Origin of the sequence: Treponema sp. OMZ 305, assembly GCF_024181325.1 — a bacterium.
GTDB lineage: Bacteria > Spirochaetota > Spirochaetia > Treponematales > Treponemataceae > Treponema.
The window spans coordinates 140,791-164,210 of the sequence record NZ_CP051300.1; the positions used below are offsets into that span (position 1 = coordinate 140,791).

The window sequence follows — 23,420 nt, forward strand, 5'->3', positions numbered from 1 at the left end:
CAAGTTTGCACAAAGCAAACTTGACGTGTTTTTTTTTCAGCCGCGCTATTTTAGCGGATGAAAATAAACGTTGGTATAACGGCTCAATATAATCTAAATCTAAGAGCGGCACTTATTACAAATTATTCATTAGCCACTTTCCAGTCTTTTATCGTTCTCGTCTTTTCATCAAAGGAACTTCCAATGAGCACTATTTTCTTCCCATTCGCCATGTACTTTGCGGCATAGTCTTTCTCTTTTATTTGCGCGATTGCATCTTCCGCCGTGCCGTTACCGGAGAGTTTAAACTCGAAGAGGTAAACAGTATCAGCTGTAGTAACTACGCAGTCTGCCCGTCTGTCAAAACTATACATCCGTGTATAGTTTTGACTACGAGTTTCGGCTCCGCCGAAACATCGCTGCTGCGTGGAACCACCGCCATCCATGGCGGTACTGTAGCAATGCACCTCTGTCTGTACAAACTGCCCCATCAGAGCAAAGATGAGGTACACCGCTGTTTGATAGTTTTGTTCCCGCAGCTTGCTCAAAAATGTACGTCCTTGTACATTTTTGAGCTGCAAGTTTGCATGGCAAACTTGTTTCTGCATGGAACCACCGCCATCCATGGCGGTTCTGATTGTGAGGTTTTCTTCTCTAAAATCATCATACGGAATACTGGCGATAATCGACTGCATCCGCTCCATAAAGCTATTCACATCACCCTTGCGGATGTCTTGTACAAACCGTCCAACCCATACCCCTGTTTGGCCGAACGGTACATCAGAATATGCGGGTAAAAGATTATGTAAAAAACCATAACGAACCTCATCATTCGGAAAGCCCAGCCGGTAGAGCCTCTGATCTTTTATATATTCTTTGATAGTTAAGTATCCCGCTTGAAACAGAATCGGTAAGGTATCCTGTGCAATAGCCCGATACGTTTGCAATCCCTCTTCATCCAGCTCAACATGTCCATCGAGGTCGGGAATATAATAGTGAGCTTCTTTCAGGTAATTAACCAGAAAAGTCGGTGTGCCCGTACTAAACCAATAGCTTTTGAGCTCTTTATCGTCAAAGGCATTGAGGAGACTATAAGGATTATACATTCCCTCCCCGGCAGGATGGAACAGGTAGCCGTCGTACCACTGTTTTAAGGCAGCAAGCGCCTGCGGATAGTCAAGCTTTTGTTTTTCCGCAAGCGCTTTTATTTCAGGTTGAAAATTTGCTTCCAGCTCTTTTTGACTAATGCCGCAAATACCTGCATACGTTTCATGTATGCTAATATCTTTCAAATTATTCAAATCACTGAAAATACTGATCTTGCTGAACTTTGTAACGCCGGTGAGAAAGGCAAAGCGGATATATTCATCACAGGTTTTTATGACAGAGTAAAAGGCTTTGAGCGTATTACGGTAGTGTTCATTCAGCGCTTCATTTACCCCCATCGTTTGTAAAAGCGGCTTATCGTATTCGTCTACTAGAATGACTACCTGCTTGCCGGTTTGCTTAAAAAGAGCTGCGATAAGCAATCTAAACCGATCTTCCGGTGCTTCTGCTGTTTTTGGTATAGCGTACCGGGTTTCCCATTCGTTCAGATGGAGATTGAGTATATCTACAAGCGCCTGCTCATTTATATAATTTTTTGTATTAAAATCCAGATAAAGTACCGGATATTCCAGCCACGCAGCTCGGTTTTCTTGTACCGCTTGCTCTTCTTCGGCTTTTTCAAGATAAAGTCCTTTGAACAGCTCTTTCTGTCCAAGGAAATACGCTGCTAATGTTGAAAGGAAAAGACTTTTGCCAAACCGGCGCGGACGGCTGAGAAAATAAACACGACCGCCTTGTACTAATCGGAAAAGATAGTCAGTTTTATCCACATAGAGATAATGATCAGTCCGTAATACCTTAAAACTCTGTACGCCAATCGGCAGTTTGCGTGTAATGTTCATACTGGTAGTATAGCAGGGTTCAATACTTTCTGCAATTTGAAATGAGGATGGCGAAAAAGTGGCCAAGTTTTAAGACATCCCCATTGCTGCTGCTTAAAACCACTGCCATCAACAACCCCGATGCGGCTCGTGAGTATTAACCCGCACAAATAAAAAATATGCTAAAATTGTGCTATAATCTGTCAACTCTTCTGTATTATGACGCTATTACGAGATAGTGAGGCTAAAAATGAAAAAAATTATGTTTGTTGATATCCCCATGAAAAAAATGGATACAGCAGCTTATGGGCAGTGTTATGCAGGAACAGGAAATGCCGATTGTCGCTATACCGGTAAGGTGGTGTTTCCTGTCAATGCCGTGCTTGCGGAAAAATTGCAGAAAGGAGATCAGGTAAAAGCGGTACTCCTCACAACCATCACCGGCAAAGATCATTCAAGAGAAAACGCCGAACTTTTTCAGCAGGAACTGAATTCGATTAATGCTGCTATCGGTGCGCATATTGAATATGAGCGGCTTGCAACGGATTTTGTTGAATCAAAAGCAAGCCATGAAGCACGGCTCCGTAAAATGCTGCCGCTTATAGAAGAAGGCGCTGAACTCTATGCGGATATTACATTCGGACAAAAAACGATCCCCATGGTTTTAATGTGTGCCTTTCATTTTGCGGAAAAATTTTTTGATGCGGATGTAAAAAAAATCATATACGGCAAAGTTGAGTTTATCAAACATGCCGACGGAATAGCCTATCCTGAAAATCCTGAACTGTATGATATTACGCCGCTCTATTATTTAAATAATCTTATGGGGACAATGGAAGCTCCAAACGGAACGGAAGCATTAAAAGCCTTGGATGCCTTTTTTGCACTGTAATCGTAATAAGCGGAGAGAGTGATGGACAAAAAGCAGCAGGAAGCAAAGATTATCAGAATTGCAACGGAACTGTTTCCGTTTGTTCAACAGAAGAATACTGCCTGTATGGAGTTTCTTACTTTGCGGACAAAACTTACCGATGCCGTATGGCGGTGGACATTACTGACATTCAATCCGAAAAAAATTGAAAATGCCGCGATTGAAATAATGGAATGTGTAAACCGCAGTGTGCTCAGCTATGAAGGAACTGCCGAACGTTATATTAACTATCTTGCACGCTCTTTAAAACAAGAAATAAACCGCGCAAATATAAAACTGCATACTTTTCACTCTGAAATCATTCCGCTGCCGGAGAACAAACGACGAAAATGGAATCAGCTGTGCGCCGCTGCTGCACACTATGGGAAAGATATAGAACGTGCTGAAACACAAGCATGGCTTGCAAAGCGAACCGGTTATCCGGTGAATGAAATAGCCGAGCTGATACAATGGCAGTTACAGACCGCTGTACAATCAGAACATATCGATTCCGAAAACAGCAATGAATACTCTCTGTTTGATTCTGCGGCACTATGCATCCAAAACGGTTACAAAACAGCAGATACTCTTTTAATAGAACAAGACTACATTGAGCACTACCTCCGGCTCATTGATGCAGCATTTGCCGCATCGCAAGACCGCACAAAGCCGTATCTTTCCGCATTACTGACCCATCGGGTGTTATGCGAACTGGATGCGGCAAAAGTAGACAGTACCGTAATAGCTATAGTCTTGCGCAATGCACACTTTTCAGATACGAAACACGGACGCACGCTCATTCGGCTGTTTTTTGAAGCGGCATCCTTCCCCACGCAAGAAGATATTGCCGCACAGTTCGGCAAAGACAAAACCGATGCAAGCAGAACGATAAGCAGTTTTATTAAAAAACTGCAAAAAATCTGTCAACCGGCAGAATAAATGACTATAGTAACCATAGGAGGCTGAAAACACAATGAGTTATACAAAAGACGAAGTAATAGCAAAAATTATTGCCGTACTCAAAGACTTTGATGGTAAAAGAAATCCGTCTGTAATTATGCAAAAATTAGGCTGGAATAAAGACACCGTCAATGATATGTGCAGTTTATTCAATGTCAGTAAATTCAGTGAAATTTTATCTCAGATACCGCAGATACAAATAGAAAAAAATAAGCATGGCACCACATACGTGCAGCTTGTGCAGAATACCGAACACACACAATTAAATGCCAAACAGGAGGAACCACAAATGCCAGAAACAACAAAGCATCACGATAGGATAGCCGCGCTTAAAAATGCGCTCAGCGAAGGTCTATACGAAAAAGATGAAGCGCTGCGTCTTGCACTTTTAGCAGCAATTGCAGGGGAAAGTATTTTCTTTTTGGGTGCTCCCGGGTGTGCCAAGAGTATGCTTGCACGGCGTATTGCCAAGGCATTTAAAACAGACGGCGATGGAAGTGTTCAGTATTTTGAAACACTTTTAAATCAATTTTCTACACCGGAAGATGTGTTCGGCAATATTTCTCTGAAAGGCTTGAACGGTGAACTTGAGGACGAACAGGGGAATAAAAAAGAAGAATACCGCCGCCTCACAGAGAACATGCTGCCCGAAGCGGATATCGCCTTTCTCGATGAAATTTGGAAGGCAAGCCCTGCAATTCTCAACACACTCCTTACCATCATAAACGAGCGCATATTTCATAACGGCAGCAAAGTTATGGAAGTCCCCTTAAAAGCCTTGCTTGCTGCATCAAACGAACTGCCTGCAAAAAAACGCGGACTTGAAGCGCTGTATGACCGGTTTATCCTCCGTTTACCCATAGGGTTTATTCAAAACGAAGATAGCTTTTTTGATATGGTAGAAGGTTCGTCCTCTGAATTTAAACTTTCCGATGAGATTAAAAAATTGCAGATTTCCAACAAGGACTTAGAGAGCTGGAAAACACAGATCGATACAGTGCAGCTTTCAGAAGAAGCAAGAGCGGTTATTTCCGCAATCCGTAAAGAACTGACGGCGCAAAATGAGACATTGAGCGAAGAAGAAAAAGCCGCCGGAGAATCATTTGCAATCGGCGACCGCCGTTGGAAAAAAATAGTGCGCATCTTAAAAACTTCCGCATTTTTGAACGACCGTACCGAAGTTGATTTGATGGACTGCCAGCTGATTGAATACTGCATCTGGAGTACCGAAAAACAGCAGAAAAAAGTACGCCAAATTGTAGAGACGTGTATTCAACAAAACGGACTGGATTGCGATACTGCGATAGATGACATTAACGACGAGATTGAGGCGTTTACAGCAAAAGTTGAGCAAAATTGGTTTGACATGGTAATAAAAACTGCGGCAAAACCTGTTTCTTACAAAATGAAAGATGATACGAATGCTTATAAAATATTAAAACCGACAGCGGTATATTTTGCTGATCACACAGTTGAACCTTATTACATTTCTATTGACGATTTTAAATGGCAAAATTACAACGATCGAAAAGGAATGTTGTTTGATTCGAAGGGTGAGAAACTGGGACCCAATTATAACTTTTCTTTTAGTGAATGTAGTATTGTTAATGATACGGTAACTTGGACTGATTGGTGGAGAAATAACAATGGATATTCAGACAAAACTCATTCAATGAAAATCGAAATGACTCCTGCCAAAACATATCTACAGCAAAAAGAATATTCCGATATAGCGCAGGAAACGTTACAAAAGAATTTTGACAAAGCGTATTACAAGCCGATTGTAGATGAAATCCATACTGAAATTAAGGCACTGAAAGACAAAAAAGAAGCGGATGCGATACCGTTCAAGGCAAATTTATTTGCAAATCAATCCTATAATAAAAGTCTTACTGCAAAACTGGATGAGGCAATCCGACAGCTTCAAGATGCGGAAATCACACTTGCCAAGCAGCATGATAGATATTTCAATGCTGAACTCGATACTGATTTTTCAGAAGGAGATGTCATTCTCAAAGACGGAACCGCTTTTTCTTCGGAAGAAATTAAAAATATGACAGAGGAACAGAAAAAAAATGTGATTGCAGTCGTGTGTATTGCTGACGATAAAACCTTTGCTCTTGGTATAAGTGAAAAGAAATTGACATGGAATGCACTCAAAGAATATGCCCTTCATTACGGCGATGCCTTACCGAAAGACTATACAACAAATTGGATAGTTCCCGATAAAACTCAACTGTATGCAATATGGAAAAACAGAGATAAACTAAATACTTCTTTAACCGCACTCGGCATTCAAGGAGGACTGCTTACTCCGCAAGAATACTGGTCGGCATCCGAAAACGGAGAAGCGGCGGCCTTCTATCAACTTTTTGATGAGAACGGTTTGCAAGACCATACGACAAAAGATCATGAGTATGCGGTTCGCACTATCCGTGAATGGAGCAAAATATAGTGGGTGATATGAATACATCCCGTGAATCCCTTACCGCATTGCAGCAAAAGTATTCCGGCGGCATGCCCGATATCTACCGGCTTTCCGATGAACAGAAAGCATGGCTTGAGCTGAAAATACAGACGATTGCAGAAGGGCTTCAACCGCCGCAACCGGTTATGGAATTGCATAAAATCCGTAACCGGCTTGCGCATGCAACGGAAGATATTCCCGATAAGGAATTGCAAAAGATGGTTTCATTTGTATTTGACAATATGGAAGAGATTAGAGCTTTAATAGAAACAGGATGCACTGATGACGAGAAAAGATAGAAACTCAAGGAAATATAGCAGGAAAGCATTGCGCCCTATTGAAGAAATGAGTGAAAAATACCCTTCCGGTATTTCCGATGTTACAGCAATCAATGAAGAAGCGCGTGCATGGCTGCAAATAAAAATGCAGCAGCTGCGGGAATGTTTAACAAAAGTATGGTTTTCTTCAAAACCTCATTGGTGGGAACCGCTCCGTCTAACACGGAATAGAACCGCACACCAAACGGAAGATTTAAGCGATACTGCATTTTCCAACCTGTGTAGTACACTATTTTCCAACATCGGTAACATAAAACAAAATTTAAACGCAAACATTCAACGCTATAAGCAGCAATCAAAGAAAAAGCGAAAGTTTGAAAAAAATGCTGCCCCTGAATCTGCATTCGGTTCAAATCGGGAACGGAAGCAGTTGGTTGATGCGATCGAAGATGCCATACAGCCTGTTGAGCCGGAAGACATCCCCATTGCTTTTCCGCAGAATACATTTGCGCAGGTCGCGCAGCATACGCTTTCCGAAATTCTGAATACGCAAGACGTACAAGAGTATATGCAAACCCACGAAGGGCTTTCAGAAAATATTCAAACGGATCTTTTGGAATGGCTGCAAAAAACACACGGCACATTGGAAAAAGAAAATCCGTTTTTCGATGAAGCAATCTTTGTTACACAGCAGAAAAAGCAGGCTGCAGAAGAAATTGCAGCCGATCTTTCTGCGGAAAAGTCAAAAATACAGTATCACTATAAACGTCTTCCGTCAGTTAGCGATTCAAAACGTGAAACTATTCAGGAAAGTACGCTGGACTTTGATTTTTACCGCAAAGCATTTGCCGAGCAAAAACACATCACCGATAGTGCAGCAGACGATACCGCGAAAACAGTTCCGACAGAGGAAGCACAAACGTCTTCAGGAGCAAGTATACGGGTAGACGATATGCAAGCAGAAAACACTCCCGGAAAAAATGAGCAAGTAAATACTACCCATGCAGAAACCGTAATACAGAAAACGAAAAATAATGAAAAAAATACGCTTCAATGGGAATCGCCGGAAAAACTTGAAGCGCTGCGCAGAAACTTTATTGCCGATATGGAAAAAAATCTCATCGAACGCAAAACAAAGTGGGAGCAGGAACGGATCGATGCTATGCGAAAGCAGTTTTTGGAAGAGCTGTATAAAAAAATACAAAACTTTATGCGGCTTGAAAAACTACTTACGCCGTTCACTAAAAATTTCGGAAGGCTCTGGGATTTATCCAAGCATCCATTTGAAACAAGCGGGTTTGAAATTCTTGATACCTTTGCCAAACTTCTGGAACAAGATGAATCGCTGCAGGAACTCGCCGACCTTCTCGGCAGGCAAAGCCGTACACAAGCGGTGTTTGAAAAAGAGCTGCGGGATAAAATCGTCATAACAACAGAGTGGCATCCGCAACCTGCATACCGCGGAGAGATAAACGGACTCAAGTATTCAAACGATATTGCAGCGGTTCTTCCCTGTGAACTTGCTATGTTGAAAAATCCTGCGGCAAAAAAACTCTTTCAGCTGAAATTTGCGCAAAAACAACTCCTGTCATTTGAGTATCAAAATGAGCAAGAGGAATTAAAAGAAAGTATCGAGCAAGAAGAGGTAACGATGGAAAAGCAAGAACCTAAGGGACCGATTATCATCTGTGTTGACACGAGCGGCTCTATGCACGGCACTCCGGAGAATATTGCAAAAACGGTAGCATTTGCACTGGCAAAGATTGCGGCGGAACAGGAACGGCTTTGCTATATCATCTCGTTTTCCACGGATATTGAAACACTGGAAGTAAAACCGAATGAGGATATGGAATTGACAAATGCGGACGGAGGCAACTACCTGCAAAAACTGGTACGTTTTTTGCGTATGTCGTTTAACGGCGGAACCGATGCAGAACCCGCGCTGCGGAAAGCGCTTAACATGCTCGCAGGCAGTGATACTGCAACCGGATATAAAAATGCCGATGTACTGATGATCTCGGACTTCGTAATGGACAATCTTTCAGCTGACCTTGTTACGGCTATCGAACAGGAAAAAGAAAAGAACACCGGCTTTTACAGCCTTGTTATCGGAGCAAGCGGCAACAAAAATACCATCGCCTGTTTTAATCACAACTGGCTGTACGACACCAATGATACCCGCGCGTCCCGGCACCTTGTTGAGCAGCTGCATGAACTGAAAACACGGGAATAACAAGCCCCTTGTCACACCGACAACATGAACACTATATCTATGCAGCACGACACAGACAAGCCCATATCTATATCTATGCAGCGCAATGCTTTTTCGCTATGATGGCGGGATGGTCGAATTATTAGCGCCGGCGGGGAATCCCGAAGCATTGGAAGCCGCGATTGCGGAAGGGGCGGACGCCGTTTATTTAGGTTTAAAGAGCTTTAATGCCCGTATGCGGTCTTCAAACTTTGCGTGGAATCAGTTTGAGGCAACGGTTGATGTACTGCATAAGCGGAATAAAAAAATATATGTTACCGTCAATACGGTTGTAACCGAAAACGAGATGGAGCGGCTCTATCGGTTCTTGGCGTATCTCAACAATGTCGGCCCTGACGGCATTATCGTGCAGGATCTCGGGCTGATTCAAATGGCGCACAAACACTTTCCGAATCTCAAGCTCCATGCTTCTACGCAGCTCAATATTGCAAGTGCAAAGGCAGCCAATGCGATGAGCCGCTGGGGGGTGTCGCGGACGGTGCTTGCCCGGGAACTGAGTTTGGAAGAAATCCGAGCGGTACATGCCAACACTTCATGCGAGCTGGAAGTATTCGTACACGGGGCGCTCTGTGTCAGCGAATCGGGCTTGTGCCTGTTTTCAAGCTACCTCGGCGGAAAGTCGGCGAACCGCGGGATGTGTACCCAAGCATGCCGCCGCCTCTACACGGCGCATGAGCCGGAGGGCGATCGGGAAGGCTACTTTTTCTCCCCCGCGGATTTACAGCTCATCGAGTATATCCCCGATTTGATACAGGCAGGCGTTGCCTCATTTAAAATAGAAGGAAGAATGAAAAGCGCCGAGTATGTCGGCACGGTGGTTTCCGCCTACCGGTATGTCATCGACAACTGGGAAGCCGATAAAAAGGCGGCGGTAGAAACGGGCAAGCGTATCTTAGCGAACGACTTTGCACGGAAAAAGACCGGCTACCGCTTTAAAAGCACCCGCGCGGAAGAAGTGCTCAATCCCGATCAGGCGGGCGGCACCGGTATCTACCTCGGCATTATCGACGGCATTAAAAAAGGCACCGTGGAGGAAGTCCCGTTTAAAGACAGCACGCGGGCGGTACACTATGTACAGCTGAAAGACGGACATTATACGCCGGAGAAAGGCGATTCGGTGCGCATTCACAAGAAGGACGATAGCGGACGCGAAAGCTGGAAAATTCAGGATATAATGGAAAGCAAATCCGGCGCATGGCTGCAGCTGCCTGCGGATTCCGGCAAAGGCGACAGCGTATACCTTTTGCAGACCAAGGCAATGACCAAACGCTACCCCCGTTTGTTGCCCGCCTCGCTCGAAAAATACCGCAAACAGCCCAACGACGAAGCGCTGCCGATGCTGACACTCGAAGCAGGCTTCCCTACCCTCGGCGATACAAGCAAGTCCGCGCCCTCAAAATCCGCATCCGCAACACCTGCCGGAGCGGCGCTGCCCGCGAAATCAGCGGCTGCAGCGACCGCACCATCCGCGACACCCGTCAAAAAGAGCCTTGCGAAAAAACCTGCGGATATTTTCCCCGAAGGGCTCTACGTTCAAGTTTCTTCCATTGCGGATTTGCATACCATCCTTGCGGATAAACCGGTGCGGGTTATTATCAATTTGAATGAGGATACCTATCCGGCACTGACTGGACAACAGCCCAATCCGCAGCAGCAAAATCAGCAACAGGCAAAACCGCTGCCGTTCTCCAAACGGGAAATCTTTATTTCGCTTGATCCCTTCGTGCCGCAGGAACAGGAACCTATCCTTGCGGAGCAGCTTGAACAGTTGACTGCACAGGGGTATACGCAATTTATCGTGAATAATCCGGCGCATATTTCCATGCTCCGCAATAAAAAGAACTTTTTAGTCGCGGGGCCGTACCTCTACACCTTTAACTGCTGGGCGGTTTCGTGGCTGCAGGAGAACGGCATCTGCGCCTATATCCCCCCAGCCGAAAGCTCTCAGGCAAATATCGAAACGGTGTTTGCGCCGGAGCTGCGCCCGCAGGTACTGCTGCCGCTTTTTTCGTATTCCGTGCTGTTCAGAATGCGCTTTACGCTGCCGAAAAACTACAACTTCCTCTACTTTTCCGACAAGCAGGGCGAAGCGTTCAGAGCTTTTTCTACACCATCCGCCTCTTTTGTGCTATCCGACAAGCCGTTCTCGGTTGTAGACCGCTACCACGCCTTACAGCATCATCAGTTCTCACGCTTTTTGCTGGATTTTTCGCATACGAGCGTTGAGCGTCGCGCTTATCGGTTCATTTTACAGTCGCTGCGGAGCGGCACTCCCCTCCCCGACTCGGTGCGCTTTAATTGGAAAGAAGGCTTCTACGATCCGCAGCGGGTAGAAGAACTCAAACAGCTGGGGCAAAAATCGGCGGCAGAGCGCGGCACCAAACATTCCGGCGGACGAACAAAACCGCCTAAAGGACGTTCACAGAACCGCCGGCAAAATCAGACACACCGGAAATAAACAATCCCGTCGCTTCATCCCGATGCTGTACGATAATCGATGCATCGGGGGCATTGCGCTCGGCTAAACCGCGCTGTATCAGCGGATAGAGCTTTTCGTGCGGCTTCTGATTGCGGTACAGGATAAGCAGCAGCGCCTCATTTTTGAATGCATCCATCATCCAAAAATCGCCGTCACTGTCGCCCGCGATAAGGATGGGCGCTTTCCCGCCGTGCCGCGGCGCAATCAACGTCCGTATCGCCTCCGCCTTTCCTTCCCGCCACGTTTGCGGAATGGAGTAATCCCGCTCATCAGTAAACACGCCATCGACATTCCGCAGCCGCCGCCTGCCGAACACTTGTTCGGGACGGAGACAGTAGCCATACGCAGGATTACAGGCAAACACCCGTACGCCGTCCTCCTGCGAGGCGGAGCAGATATAGGGAGTAATGCCGTGTTCTTCAAAACGGCGGAACAGCTCCCGTATTTCCGGCTGTATCCGTATCCCCTTCCGATATGTTGCGGTAACGACACCGGCTCGCCCTGCCTGCCGCACGGGTGATACGAGCGTGTATTGTTTTATTTCAGCAGTAAGCGCTTCGGCAACCGTTTTTTCTACAAGACTATTTAATTGGGGAAGCGTCATGCCCGTACATACCGATTGCGAAATATCGGTATCGCAGACCGTTACCGCATACCGCATCAGCGTCAGAATTTTTGCCTTAAAATCAAGGTACTCCTCGGTTTGCACGACTTCCTCAAGCGGGAGCGTCCCGTTCAAACGTTGATATGAATGATATAAGAACCGGTAACGGTCATCCAAATCCGCTGAAAGATCAGCTGCAGTGAGCTGCCGCCCTTCGCTATTAAAGCAACCGACGAGCGGAATATCCTGCGGAATTTCGTGCCGAATGGTAACGGCAAACTGTTCGGGCGTCAGATTGAAGCAAAGGTGCTCAAGCTGATACAGAAAAAGACTATCCTGTATATCGTAGAAGATACACGTGTAATCCCAATCAAAGACAGCATAGTTGTCCGCAAAAGCTTTTTCCGCAATCAAGCGTTCCAACCGCAGTTTGTTCTGCGGCTCCCAATTTCCGGTTAATGCCGGTTTATTTGTTTTATCCATCATTTTAGTTTCCATATCATATCTTCCGTAAAACTATATGGTTATGTTATATTTCGAGATGCCTTGCAGAGCAATCACACCGCCCCATTTTTAACAGCTTCACCGTTTCCGGTACGGTTGTTGTAAGATGCCCGATTATCTTATTTGAGTAAAACCTGTGCGCTGTGCCAGCTCAGTGTCGCGCATTTAATACGAGCAGGCATTTCGGCAAAATAGCTGAGAATCTGCGCATCGCCGAGGCTCTCCAATTCCTCCTCTGACTGCGGCTTACCTGCCATCATATTAAAAAACACCTCAAGACAATGCTGAGCTTCTTTAACCGTTTTACCTTTGATTAAATCGATCAGCATATTGGTAGAAGCGGTTGAAACTGCACACCCCGCGCCTAAAAAAGAAGCGTCCTCAACAACTCCGTCCTTCTGCTTAATCAGCAAGGTTAAATCGTCGCCGCAGCTGGGGTTATGCCCGCGCTCAATACCGGTCGCTCCGTCCAACTGATGTTTATGTTCGGTTCTCCGCGAATAATCCAATAATGTTTGTTGATATACCGTTTCGATGCTCACGTCCCGCTCCTCTATTGCTATCACCTAAAAGATTCAATCTAAAAAGTTCGGTGATGATTTTACACAAAAGAGTTCTATTGGTATAGGGAACAATCGTAATACACAAAAATGAATGCTCGACGTATCCCTCAGGAAAACCGTCAGTATGATGGGGAGTTTCCCCATGTCTCGTCTAGGAAACCACTGATCAAATGCACTCCTCGCTTTAATCAACACTTTCCTATTCAAAGAGACTGCCGGTTTGCGCGGCGGCTGCCGGAATTTTTAGTCCGAGATGGGTGTATGCTTTTTCCGTAACCATACGCCCGCGCGGGGTACGCTGCAGCAATCCCGTTTGAATAAGGTAGGGTTCGTAGTAGTCTTCAAGCGTATCCTGTGACTCCCCGATGGAAATCGCAAGCGTTTCCGCGCCGACCGGCCCGCCGCCGTAGTTTTCGATAATGGAGCAGAGTATCTGCCGGTCATAGTTTTCCAAACCAAGCCGGTCGATGTGTAGTTTTTCCAAACCCTGCGCAACGGTTGCCTCGCGGATGGTATCGCTGCCTTCAATAAATGCAAAATCCCGCATACGCCTCAGCAGCCGGTTGGCGACGCGCGGCGTTCCGCGGGAGCAACGGGCAAGTGCAACGGCCGCTTTTTTCCCAATGTTGATTTGGAGAATATCGGCAGAACGCATAATAATGGAAGCAAGCTCTTCGTCGCTGTAAAATTCAAAGCGCTGCACGATTCCGAACCGGCTGATAAGCGGACTGGAAACCATACCGGCACGGGTTGTCGCACCGATCAGCGTAAACGGCGGCAACGGGATACGGACAGTCCGCGCTCCCGGCCCCTGCCCGATAATCCAGTCAAGCTCATAATCTTCCATAGCAATATAGAGCATTTCTTCGATGGCGGGCTTTAACCGGTGAATTTCATCAATAAAGAACACGCTTCGTTCGGATAACGTTGTCAAAATACCCGCCAAGTCTTTAGGCTTATCGAGGGCGGGGGCGCCGGTAATCTTGCATTCAACGCCAAGCTCCTGCGCGGTAATTTGCGCAAGGGTAGTTTTTCCCAGCCCGGGAGGTCCAATCAAAAAAAGATGATCAAGGCTCTCTCCCCTACTCCGCGCCGCTTGGATAAAGACCGACAGGTTTTCTTTGATGTTTTGCTGCCCCTGAAAATCCTTCAAAAGCTGCGGGCGCAGCGCGCGGTCTTTTTCATCCCCCGCACGCTTCTCTCCGCGTATAATGCCGAATTCGTCTATTTCATTATCTTGATATGTTTCGCCGTTCATCTGCATTTTTAAAAGATACTCATCGTATTAAAATAGTGGGAACCTCTAAAAATCTCGTTTTTTGAGAGTGTCCTTAAATGTAATTTACGTTATGCGTTTTTCTTTTTATCCACTTTTTCCATAAAGCGGCCGACATTGATAATCGCGCGTTCATGGATACCGCTGCCGATCACGCCGCGCTCATCACGCGCTTCAACCTGAAAGGTTAGGAATTTTCCGTTTGCATTGATTTCTATCAATTCAGTATGGATGGACACCTTCATTCCCTCGGGGGTTGCATCAAGATGCCGTACATCCACATGGATTCCCACCGTTGCCAGCCCTTCGTCCAAATATGGCATCACGCTGCGCGTTGCCGTATCTTCCATCCGAGCAATCATAGCCGGCGTTGCAAATACATCCACCGTTCCGCTCCCCACCGCAGTTGCGAGCATTTCCTTTGTAACAACAAAGCTGGCATCACCTTTAATTCCTACTTCCATAACCACCTCCAATTATAAATATGCAACATAGTTATAGCCGAAAATACAAATCTATACCAGACAAACAAGAGCCGTTTCGCTATAATACCCGCTATGAATTTTCGTTATTCGGACTATGACGTGATTGTCGTCGGCGGGGGACACGCAGGCATCGAAGCCTCGCTCGCCGCCGCACGAATGGGTGCGCAAACCCTTCTTATTACACAAACAGTTGATACTATCGGCAGAATGTCCTGCAACCCCTCGATTGGGGGCGTTTCCAAAGGTAACATCGTGCGGGAAATAGATGCGCTCGGCGGCGAGATGGGAAAACTCGCCGATGCGTGTATGATTCAATACCGCCTGCTTAACAAAAGCCGCGGGCCGGCAGTGCAGTCGCCCCGCATTCAAGCGGATAAATTCCTATATGCGCAGACCGCGCAGTACACCCTCGAAAAAGAAAAAAATCTCCATATTTACCAAGATACGGTTGTTGATGTCATCTCCTCGCAGACTGCGGAAAGCGGGCTTGTGGAAAACGGCAGCATACAGGCGGTACTGACGGCGCGCGGCCGAACAATTTCCGCACGAGCGGTAGTGCTCACCACCGGCACCTTTATGGAAGGGAAAATCTACATCGGCGAGTTCGAAGCGGAAGAAGGCCGCCTCGGTGAAAAAGCGGCGATCGGGCTTGGCGCCGCCCTTGCGCGCAAGGGCTTCACGATGAGTAGGCTCAAAACCGGTACCCCCTGCCGCGTATTACGGAAATCCGTCGATCTTTCTCAGCTGGAAATACAAGAAGCAGATGCAGTGATGCGCCCGTTCTCCTTCGACACGGCGGAAATATTCCGCCCTTCGGCAGTGTGCTATGTCTGCTACACCAACGAGCATACTCACGAGGTTATTCGGCAAAACTTTCATCGCTCGCCGCTTTTTTCGGGGAAAATTCACGCAACGGGCGCCCGCTACTGCCCTTCCATCGAAGACAAGGTACGGAAGTTCCCCGAACGCACGCGGCATCAGCTGTATATCGAACCGGAAGGGCTGATGAGCGATGAGCTGTACATCAACGGATTTTCGTCTTCGCTGCCGGAGGATGTGCAAGATCAAATGCTCCGCACCCTGACCGGTTTTGCTGATGCCGTGATTACCCGCCCCGCGTATGCGGTTGACTACGCAGTAGTTTCTCCGCTACAGCTGGGACCGGACTTACAAACCCGCCGGATTGCGGGGCTTTTTACCGCGGGGCAAATCAACGGAACCTCCGGCTACGAAGAAGCGGGCGGTCAAGGCCTCATCGCCGGCATCAACGCAGCGTTGTATGCCCGCGCTTGCAGCAACGGCATCGCGCGACCGCAAGCCGGTGCCCCGCAAGATAACGCTTGCACCACGCAGGGGACATCCCGCAGCAATACGCGACCGGCAGCCTACGAACCGTTCACACTCCGCCGCGACGAAGCCTACATCGGCGTAATGATCGACGACCTTATTACGCAAGGGGTCGATGAACCCTACCGGATGTTCACCGCCCGCGCCGAATACCGGCTCAAGCTCCGGCACGATACCGCCGACGAGCGGCTCACCGAGCGCGCATACCGCATCGGCTTGCAAAAACAAAGCGCCTATACCCGCCTACAGGAAAAACTTGTGCAGCGCGGCGAGCTTATCAAACACTGGCGGGAGTTGAAAATTACCGGCAGCATTGTGGAAGCGGAACCCGCTTTGCAGTGTCATCTCGGTAAGTCCCTCGCCGACGCGCTGCACGACCCGCTCATCCCGCTCGAGCTGATCTGCCGATGCGATCCTGCAAGCGCACAGTATTCCGAGGCAATTAAAAACGCGGCGGAACTGGAAATCCGCTATGAGCATTACATTGTCGCGCAGGATAAACGAATTGATAAAATGAAGAAGATGGAAACGAGCCGTATCCCGCCGAGCTTTAACTACGATGCGGTTTCGGGGCTTTCTACGGAATCGCTTGCACGGTTAAAGCGGGTAATGCCTGCCACAATCGGACAGGCAAGCAGAATTCCCGGCATCAGGCCTTCGGATATTATGGTTTTGATGGTCGCGATAAAATAAGAGTGTGTTTCTAAAAACTCAGTTAGGTTTGGAGATTTTCAAGAGAAGCATAAGCGGTGCATCACTTAACCACGTACCGCCATCAGCATTTCTGCATCGGCGTCCGTAATCACCCCGCATTTCAGCATATCGTAGAGTTGATCGCTATTTGTCTTTCCAAAGAACAATAGATCATCGGTACCGAGCCCTATCGGAATCCCCGCATCAATCATCTTTTTGATGGGGTGTTCTTTTAAACTCGGTACTGCGCTCAGCATCACATTACTCATCGGGCACACATTACAACGTATTTTTCGGTCAGCTAAAAATTTCAACACCGAATCGTCGGAAGCGGCTCCGATACCGTGCTGCACTTCATCCAAATTAAAAAACTCAACAAATTTACGAACGGATTTTGCATCGGAAAATTCTCCGATGTGTGCTTTCTTTTTGATGTTATGCTTTTCGGCCAGTTTAAAGATATAGTCAAAATCCTCAATGCCTTCAAATACTTCGGGGCCGTATAAATCGACATTCTTAAACACCTTACTTCCAAAAAGCGGATATACCCATGTACGAATAAAATTACGATCGAGCGTTTTGGGAATGCCAACCTCGGGGCGTATTTCAATTTGCTTTTTATATTTTGCCACAAGCTCCGAAATGTCTGATAAAAACTTATCAATATTGTTATCGTAATGTTTTATAAAACCGATATCAATTGATGTTTCAAGCCATACAACATTATCGGCAATCGCATCCTGTATAGACATTTCAAAAAGGGCTTTGACGTCTTTTGCCGTTTTACAGCGCGGACGAGTATAAGCGCCGATTACTTGGTGCATTTCATCAAGACCTGCCATTTTGCGGGGAAAATTTGGAATGATTACGCCCGCCCAATGCTTGTAACGTTCGTATTTCATACTCAAATTGAGATGATTATGCGTATCCGACTTCGGTCGCGATTTTAAATACTCAAGATCTTTCATTCTAAAACCCTTTTTGCGCCTCTACTGGTATCCGACATATATTCCGACAAACCGACAGTGTAATTATCGGTGAATATCGAAAAATCTTAAATCTGACAGCCGTACTGCATTATACAGCAAAATATCCATTAACGGCGATTTATCCTTTGATAATTTTAATACCGCTGCTGGTGCCAATCCTTGAACACCCTGCTTCTATATATTTAAGGGCATCCTCGCGGCTGCGGATACCGCCGGACGCCTTAATCTTTGTATCTTTTTTGAGGTATTTTTTAAATAATGCAATATCCTCAAGCGCTGCCCCGCGTGAACCGTAACCGGTAGACGTTTTAATAAAATCAGCTCCGGCTTGTTCAACCGCAGCGCAGACATTTGCAATATCCTTTTCGGACAGATAACACGTCTCCACGATTACCTTTAAATGAGCTTTCTTTGCATGGCAGATAGAAGCAAGTGCAGCGATTTCTTTTTCAACATAGCCGGTGTTGCCCTCAAGCAGTTTCCCGATATTAATAACCATATCGATTTCATCGGCACCGTCTTTCAAAGCCTGCTCGGTTTCGGCGCACTTTACTTCGGTGGTCTGTGTTCCAAACGGGAATCCGATAACGCTGCACGTCATCACATCGGAACCGGCAAGTTCCTTTTTGACCAATGCGACATTGCAAGGATTCACACACACTGAAGCAAAATGATACTCCTTCGCTTCCTTACACAATGCAATAATTTCCGATTCTACGGCATTCGGCTTTAATAAAGTATGATCGATATACTTATTCAACTCCATTTTTTTCTCCTAAAAATAATAGGGAACTTCTAAAAACTTCAGTTTTTAGAGGTTTTCCTTAGATGTAATTTGCGACATCTCTTTAGCTTATGATAAGTTAGGCAACACCGCCGACATATTCGCCATTAATTGTTCCAATTCTTGTCTTACTCTTGTTCCCAATTCTTGATCCGGCAAGTCAATACTTAAATCACGTAAATAACTCAGCAGTTTAAATACTGCCGCATCATTATACGGCTGCGGTTCACTCACTACACTACAAGCCTGCTTAATAAGGTTCGCACGTTCTTTAAGCCCCAGTTCGCCCGATAACCGAGCAATAATATAATAAATCTGTATTCGTTCACTGCTGTTAAGAAAAATTTCAAGTTCTTCCTGCGGAAGATAGATAGCTAAATCGCGCAAATACAAGAACAACTGAGCAAGTTGCTCGGGGTCGGTCGTATTAAGATATTGCTCAAACGAAGGAGAATCTTTAATCTGATGTTTTGCGTGACACCACAAAAGGTTTTGCTGTTCTTGATCAAGAACAAACGGCACTTGGTTATCGCTCGGCTCACATTCTGCCTCGTTCTCCGAATCCTCGGACACCGAATCTTCGGTAGCAGCATCTTCATCATTATCAACGATAATTTCGGGATTGTCTTCTTGAGCGAAATCAGGTTGAACATCTACAGCTTCTGCTTCCGTTGCTTCTTCCGTAACCGCTTCTGCAGGGTCTTTGTCCGTCATCTCAACTATCGGAACAGTGTCGGTTTCAAGCGAAATTGCATGATTTTCTTCGTCACCGAAAATATCTTCTTCCGAAGTTTCGACAACCTGAACATTATCGTCATTCACCGATACATTCTCATTAACCGGTTCACAATCTTTTTCCATCTCAGGGAAAGATTCTTGCGTTTCGGCAATCTGTAAACCTTCTTCTTCTTCTTCTGCTGCTGCTGCTGCTGTTGCTTCAGCTTCTCCTGCTGTTGTTACTGCGACGGGGCACTCTTCTGCGGCAGCTTCCGTTGCTGCTGCTTGGGGTATTTCCTCCGGTTCTTGCAATGCTTGCGGTTCCGATTGAACCGACTGATCCTCAGGTTCTTCTTTTGGAGCAACCGGTTGAAGCGGCATTTTACGGCTCAGGTTTTCAGCAATTCTTTCAGCTAAAACCTCGACGACTTGCACATAGCGATTCTCATCAAACTGCTTATCGATATCCGAAATAATATCCTGCAAAAAACCTATGCTGGTACCGCGGCTATCTATTTCTTTTAATCTTTTCTGCGTCGCTTCGTCACGAATAAGGTTTTGCAACTTTTGCAACGCTTGTGTATTTTTTTGCGAAATGCCGCCTACATCAAGGGCGGTGTTGTTTTCAGAATGATCCGGATTAAGATACAGTTCATCGACAGGTGAAGCAACTGTCTCATTGGCGGCTGCGCCTCCTTGACCATTCGGTAAGCTGCTGTTTATTTGCGGGGCACCACCGATGCTGCTCCCTGATGCTGCAGCAAGACTCGCAGCATCAAAATTTCCGGCGCCGAACGCATGGGGTGCAGACACCGCACGGGAATAAGCTGGAAATGCGGACAGACCGGATATATCCGATTGTTGAGCGCCAATCAACTGGATACCGTCAATAGAAGTATCATCTTTCTCCGGCGGAAGTTCCTTTACCTCTTCAGTCCCTTCGATGAGCATTTCAAACGGGAGCTCCCGTTCGGACATTGATATGTCTCGCAATGAAGGAATATTTTGTTTCGGATCCGGATTCAATTCTGCCGGAGAAATATAAAGATGTGAATCATCTGATTTTAGCTGTTCAAGGTTTTTGGTTAACAATGGATCGGCTATATAGTTTTCTGCAGCCTGCTCATAGAGATCGAGCGAGGCGGACATATCTTGTTCAGGTTCGTCCGATTCGGAGCCGCTCTGCATATTAAGAATCTCATTTGCCGTTTTTAAAGCCTCAAGCGTATCTCCCCGTTTTTGAAATAACCGAGAAAGAGCGGAGTGGGCTTCAATAGCATTCGGTTTTAACTCAAGCACTTTCTGATATTCTTGATACGCTGCCTGAGGATTATTTAGCAATTCTTCAGCTTTGCCTAATGCCATCAATGCAGAAATATCGTTCGGCTTTTGCCTCAAGAAAAGTTTAAGCTGCTCCTTAGCTGCTTCATATTTATGCGCCAAAAGGTATTGTTCGGCAAGTTCTTGGCGGAACTCTATCGCGGATGGCGCTGTTGTTAATATTTGTTTGAATGTCTCTTCAGCTTGTTCAAGCTCGCCGGTAAGGGCATACAGTTGTCCCCGCAGCTTGAGTGCGTTAAGGCTGTTACTGTGTTCCGTGTCCAACCGTCCAAAAAGCTCATGGGCTTTTGCATAATCTTTCGCATACATGCACATTTGAATGGCTTTAAGCCGTAATGCATGATTGTCGGCATTTACCGGAGCAGCTTCTGCAGCAAGTAAGATCGAAAGCGCTTCGTTATACCGCTGTCTTTTTTCTAAAAGAGCCGTTAAGGCAAGTGCAGCAGGGGCGTATCCGGGATCAATCGTCAAAGCATCGTAATAATATTGTTCAGCTTCCTGCTGAAGTTGCTTCTTTTCAAAAAGATACCCGAGCTCCGTATAAATCGGGGCGTTTTCACCGGTTACACGAAGCAGCGATCGATAGGTATTCAGTGCATCATCAAGTTTATCCAACCCTAAATACGCAGCAGCAATCCCCGCCAATACTTCTGCCCACGCAGGATTAACACGAAGTACCGAGTTATAATATACAATCGCTTCTTCATATCGCTTTTCTTGGCGTAAAAGTTCGGCAAGGTGGAAATTTAAATAGGGATGATTAGCGTCTACACGAATACCTTGTTTATATATTTCAATCGCTTTATCCGTTTCACCGGTTAAAACATACAGATTACCAAGCCGGTCATACGCATGAGCATGGTCGGGTTTAAGTTCTATCGCACGCAAAAAATATCCGGCAGCTTTCGCATAATCCCCCATCTTTTTGTAGGTCTTTGCAAAGCTATACAGCACCTCATTGGTATCACCGCCGGCATCTCTTGCTTTTTGCAATATGTTAAGCGCATCTTCATAGCGGCATAGATGCCGATAAACACGTCCGATGCTCAGCATAAGGTGCAGATTGTCAGGTTCGCGCTCATATAACCGAAGATAGGCTTCCAACGAGCGTTCAGAGTTACCTTCATCCCCATAGATACGCGCCAATAAGTTTTCGATTTTTTCCTTATCTTCCGGCGATATATCAGGACGTTTGGTGAGCACATTGGTCAATAACCGTTCGGCATATTCAAAATCTTGAGTAATTAAAGCTGAATTTGCACGTTCAAAGATAAAATCAAGTGACTCCGACATAGTTCCTCTACAAACCGTTATTCCTTCCGCGGCCTTGCCCATACTTCTTGAGAAAACGCCCCTACCCGCGTACCGACCTCATCATCATAGGCGGCAACGGCAAAAAAATAAATTTTACCATTATGCAAATTCGGTATGCGATAAGAAAGAACCTTACCCACATTCAGTGGCGAACCCGCCGAAAAATATTCTCCACGGCGCTCGCCGTAATAAACCATATAACCTTTTACATCAAAATCAATTGACGGTGTCCATGACAGCTCGATTTCGCCGTCCTTAGGCGCTGCAAATAACCGTGCTGGCGGTAGCGGCTCGGAATCTTTTTCATATTCAAGGCTGATGGAATGCACAATCGGCGTTTTTTGTCCTTCCGCATCAGGGTACAGATTTCCTGCAATTTGAAAGAATCGTCCTTGCATTCCCGTAATTGCCTGTCCGCTGTGTACGGGTTTCCATGCAGGCTCCGTATCCGTCCATGCGTAACGGTTCTCTCCGGATCGAATAAAGAACACTGCGTCCGTTTGTACCGGCGTGTCCACAGAAACAGTCAACATCTTTGCTTCGGACAGAGAACCGCCTGAATCAATAATCAGAGATTCAAAACGACCGCCGTTAAGGTGATACCGGTCAAATAGCGCTGTCTGCTCGGCAAAAGTCGGCGGTTCGACAAACCGTTTGGTTACCCTCATCTCATCAAGCATTCCCGAATAATGCACACCGATTGAAAGATCAGCCGCATTCCCCATTTTTGACAATAAAACGGCATCGCTTTCCCGCCCATTCTCGGTAATGTAGACGATGTTCTCTGTATGCCCGTTCATCCGGTACTCCAACAGCCCGATTTCTTCATCATACGTAATCAAATGGTGTGACCATTGCGAAGGAATTAAATTAGTGCGCCCCCTCAGCTGAATAGGAATACCGTTATTGTATTTATCTTGCCAAATATTAAAAAAATCCCATTGCAACTTATTCTGAATGATCTGTGCGATAATGTGTTGGTCGGTTAGGCGTTCGCTTTCAAAATATGAGGAATACCATTGGAGAATAATACTCCCGTTTTCGGTAACCGACGGCGCAATCCAAAATTCAATCGTAAACGAACCGGCAGAACTTTCACCTCCGAAAAAAGATCCTTTTTGAGGCTTTAAAACCAAACCGGCCGTTTTGATATGAGGACTGCACATTGCAGCGCCAGCGCCGAGCTTTGCTTGTTCAGCGCCTGCAAAACGCATATTCGAGGAGACAACCGTATAGGAGCTGGTCTCTTCTATAATAGAGGGAGAATCGAAATTAAGGTAAAGATCGGTTTCCTGCGTTATCTTTGGGACACTGCTGCTGAGCGAAATACCGGGATTCCCGTACTTTCCCGGACACATCTGTATATTTTCCGTATACTGCAGCATTCCCCACCCATGCTTTCCGCCTAATTCAAATACAGCATTACCGGTAAACGAAGCAGTAAGAATGCTTGAGAAAAAAAATAGCACTGAAAAAAATTTTTTCGTACACATCATCGTCTTAATTATCGGATAAAAGTATATATCATTT

16 protein-coding genes are annotated in these 23,420 nt (G+C 46.1%); 7 read left to right on the top strand and 9 right to left on the bottom strand.

Annotated features, from left to right (window positions below; genetic code table 11):
• Nucleotides 1-122: 122 nt before the first annotated feature.
• Nucleotides 123-1,928 carry an ATP-binding protein gene (locus ABK01_RS00690; RefSeq protein WP_253675845.1) on the bottom strand — a complete coding sequence of 602 codons (1,806 nt, stop codon included), beginning with the start codon at nt 1,926-1,928 and terminating at the stop codon, nt 123-125.
• 229 nt (nt 1,929-2,157) lie between these two features.
• Between ABK01_RS00690 and ABK01_RS00695 the strand changes: the two genes are divergently transcribed.
• From ABK01_RS00695 to ABK01_RS00720, 6 genes are all read left to right on the top strand, one after another.
• Nucleotides 2,158-2,799: a TM1812 family CRISPR-associated protein gene (locus ABK01_RS00695; RefSeq protein ID WP_253675846.1), complete on the top strand. Its 642-nt coding sequence runs from the start codon at nt 2,158-2,160 to the stop codon at nt 2,797-2,799.
• 21 nt (nt 2,800-2,820) lie between these two features.
• Nucleotides 2,821-3,756 carry a hypothetical protein gene (locus tag ABK01_RS00700; protein ID WP_253675847.1) on the top strand — a complete coding sequence of 312 codons (936 nt, stop codon included), beginning with the start codon at nt 2,821-2,823 and terminating at the stop codon, nt 3,754-3,756.
• A gap of 34 nt (nt 3,757-3,790) precedes the next feature.
• Entirely contained in the window at nt 3,791-6,232 is a 2,442-nt protein-coding gene (locus tag ABK01_RS00705; RefSeq protein WP_253675848.1) for an AAA family ATPase, read from the top strand.
• A gap of 8 nt (nt 6,233-6,240) precedes the next feature.
• Nucleotides 6,241-6,543: a hypothetical protein gene (locus ABK01_RS00710; protein ID WP_253675849.1), complete on the top strand. Its 303-nt coding sequence runs from the start codon at nt 6,241-6,243 to the stop codon at nt 6,541-6,543.
• The gene (locus ABK01_RS00715) at nt 6,527-8,755 is read left to right on the top strand and encodes a VWA domain-containing protein (protein ID WP_253675850.1); all 2,229 of its coding nucleotides are present in this window, start codon (nt 6,527-6,529) and stop codon (nt 8,753-8,755) included. The genes ABK01_RS00710 and ABK01_RS00715 overlap by 17 nt, the downstream gene beginning before the upstream one ends.
• Nucleotides 8,756-8,864: 109 nt before the next feature.
• Nucleotides 8,865-11,252 carry a peptidase U32 family protein gene (locus tag ABK01_RS00720; protein ID WP_253675851.1) on the top strand — a complete coding sequence of 796 codons (2,388 nt, stop codon included), beginning with the start codon at nt 8,865-8,867 and terminating at the stop codon, nt 11,250-11,252.
• On the opposite strand, the gene ABK01_RS00725 is transcribed toward ABK01_RS00720, so the two are convergent.
• The 4 genes from ABK01_RS00725 to ABK01_RS00740 form a co-directional block, all read right to left on the bottom strand.
• Nucleotides 11,203-12,375 (bottom strand): haloacid dehalogenase-like hydrolase, encoded by a 1,173-nt coding sequence (locus ABK01_RS00725; RefSeq protein WP_253675852.1) that lies wholly within the window; start codon nt 12,373-12,375, stop codon nt 11,203-11,205. The genes ABK01_RS00720 and ABK01_RS00725 overlap by 50 nt on opposite strands.
• Nucleotides 12,376-12,500: 125 nt before the next feature.
• The gene (sufU, locus tag ABK01_RS00730; protein ID WP_253675853.1) at nt 12,501-12,923 is read right to left on the bottom strand and encodes a Fe-S cluster assembly sulfur transfer protein SufU; all 423 of its coding nucleotides are present in this window, start codon (nt 12,921-12,923) and stop codon (nt 12,501-12,503) included.
• Nucleotides 12,924-13,143: 220 nt separating this feature from the next.
• The gene (gene ruvB, locus ABK01_RS00735; RefSeq protein ID WP_371922054.1) at nt 13,144-14,202 is read right to left on the bottom strand and encodes a Holliday junction branch migration DNA helicase RuvB; all 1,059 of its coding nucleotides are present in this window, start codon (nt 14,200-14,202) and stop codon (nt 13,144-13,146) included.
• A gap of 89 nt (nt 14,203-14,291) precedes the next feature.
• A complete protein-coding gene (locus ABK01_RS00740) occupies nt 14,292-14,684 on the bottom strand; it encodes a thioesterase family protein (protein ID WP_212565661.1) in 393 nt (130 codons plus the stop codon).
• A gap of 93 nt (nt 14,685-14,777) precedes the next feature.
• Here ABK01_RS00740 and mnmG point away from each other — a divergent pair, with 93 nt between their 5' ends.
• Nucleotides 14,778-16,745, top strand: a complete 1,968-nt coding sequence (mnmG, locus tag ABK01_RS00745; RefSeq protein WP_253675855.1) for a tRNA uridine-5-carboxymethylaminomethyl(34) synthesis enzyme MnmG — start codon at nt 14,778-14,780, stop codon at nt 16,743-16,745.
• Nucleotides 16,746-16,810: 65 nt separating this feature from the next.
• Here mnmG and ABK01_RS00750 read toward each other — a convergent pair whose 3' ends face one another.
• The 4 genes from ABK01_RS00750 to ABK01_RS00765 form a co-directional block, all read right to left on the bottom strand.
• Nucleotides 16,811-17,713, bottom strand: a complete 903-nt coding sequence (locus tag ABK01_RS00750; protein ID WP_253675856.1) for an amidohydrolase family protein — start codon at nt 17,711-17,713, stop codon at nt 16,811-16,813.
• A 139-nt stretch (nt 17,714-17,852) separates the two neighbouring features.
• Entirely contained in the window at nt 17,853-18,500 is a 648-nt protein-coding gene (gene deoC / locus ABK01_RS00755) for a deoxyribose-phosphate aldolase (protein WP_212565663.1), read from the bottom strand.
• A gap of 87 nt (nt 18,501-18,587) precedes the next feature.
• The gene (locus ABK01_RS00760) at nt 18,588-21,869 is read right to left on the bottom strand and encodes a tetratricopeptide repeat protein (RefSeq protein ID WP_253675857.1); all 3,282 of its coding nucleotides are present in this window, start codon (nt 21,867-21,869) and stop codon (nt 18,588-18,590) included.
• Nucleotides 21,870-21,886: 17 nt separating this feature from the next.
• Complete coding sequence (locus ABK01_RS00765; RefSeq protein WP_253675858.1) at nt 21,887-23,386, bottom strand: LamG-like jellyroll fold domain-containing protein; 1,500 nt, start codon at nt 23,384-23,386, stop codon at nt 21,887-21,889.
• Nucleotides 23,387-23,420 lie beyond the last annotated feature (34 nt).

Coding starts and splice junctions, on each gene's coding strand:
- ABK01_RS00690 (WP_253675845.1), bottom strand. CDS start 1,928: ATGAACATTACACGCAAACTGCCGATTGGCGTACAGAGTTTTAAGGTA.
- ABK01_RS00695 (WP_253675846.1), top strand. CDS start 2,158: ATGAAAAAAATTATGTTTGTTGATATCCCCATGAAAAAAATGGATACA.
- ABK01_RS00700 (WP_253675847.1), top strand. CDS start 2,821: ATGGACAAAAAGCAGCAGGAAGCAAAGATTATCAGAATTGCAACGGAA.
- ABK01_RS00705 (WP_253675848.1), top strand. CDS start 3,791: ATGAGTTATACAAAAGACGAAGTAATAGCAAAAATTATTGCCGTACTC.
- ABK01_RS00710 (WP_253675849.1), top strand. CDS start 6,241: ATGAATACATCCCGTGAATCCCTTACCGCATTGCAGCAAAAGTATTCC.
- ABK01_RS00715 (WP_253675850.1), top strand. CDS start 6,527: ATGACGAGAAAAGATAGAAACTCAAGGAAATATAGCAGGAAAGCATTG.
- ABK01_RS00720 (WP_253675851.1), top strand. CDS start 8,865: ATGGTCGAATTATTAGCGCCGGCGGGGAATCCCGAAGCATTGGAAGCC.
- ABK01_RS00725 (WP_253675852.1), bottom strand. CDS start 12,375: ATGGAAACTAAAATGATGGATAAAACAAATAAACCGGCATTAACCGGA.
- ruvB (WP_371922054.1), bottom strand. CDS start 14,202: ATGAACGGCGAAACATATCAAGATAATGAAATAGACGAATTCGGCATT.
- ABK01_RS00740 (WP_212565661.1), bottom strand. CDS start 14,684: ATGGAAGTAGGAATTAAAGGTGATGCCAGCTTTGTTGTTACAAAGGAA.
- mnmG (WP_253675855.1), top strand. CDS start 14,778: ATGAATTTTCGTTATTCGGACTATGACGTGATTGTCGTCGGCGGGGGA.
- ABK01_RS00750 (WP_253675856.1), bottom strand. CDS start 17,713: ATGAAAGATCTTGAGTATTTAAAATCGCGACCGAAGTCGGATACGCAT.
- deoC (WP_212565663.1), bottom strand. CDS start 18,500: ATGGAGTTGAATAAGTATATCGATCATACTTTATTAAAGCCGAATGCC.
- ABK01_RS00760 (WP_253675857.1), bottom strand. CDS start 21,869: ATGTCGGAGTCACTTGATTTTATCTTTGAACGTGCAAATTCAGCTTTA.
- ABK01_RS00765 (WP_253675858.1), bottom strand. CDS start 23,386: ATGATGTGTACGAAAAAATTTTTTTCAGTGCTATTTTTTTTCTCAAGC.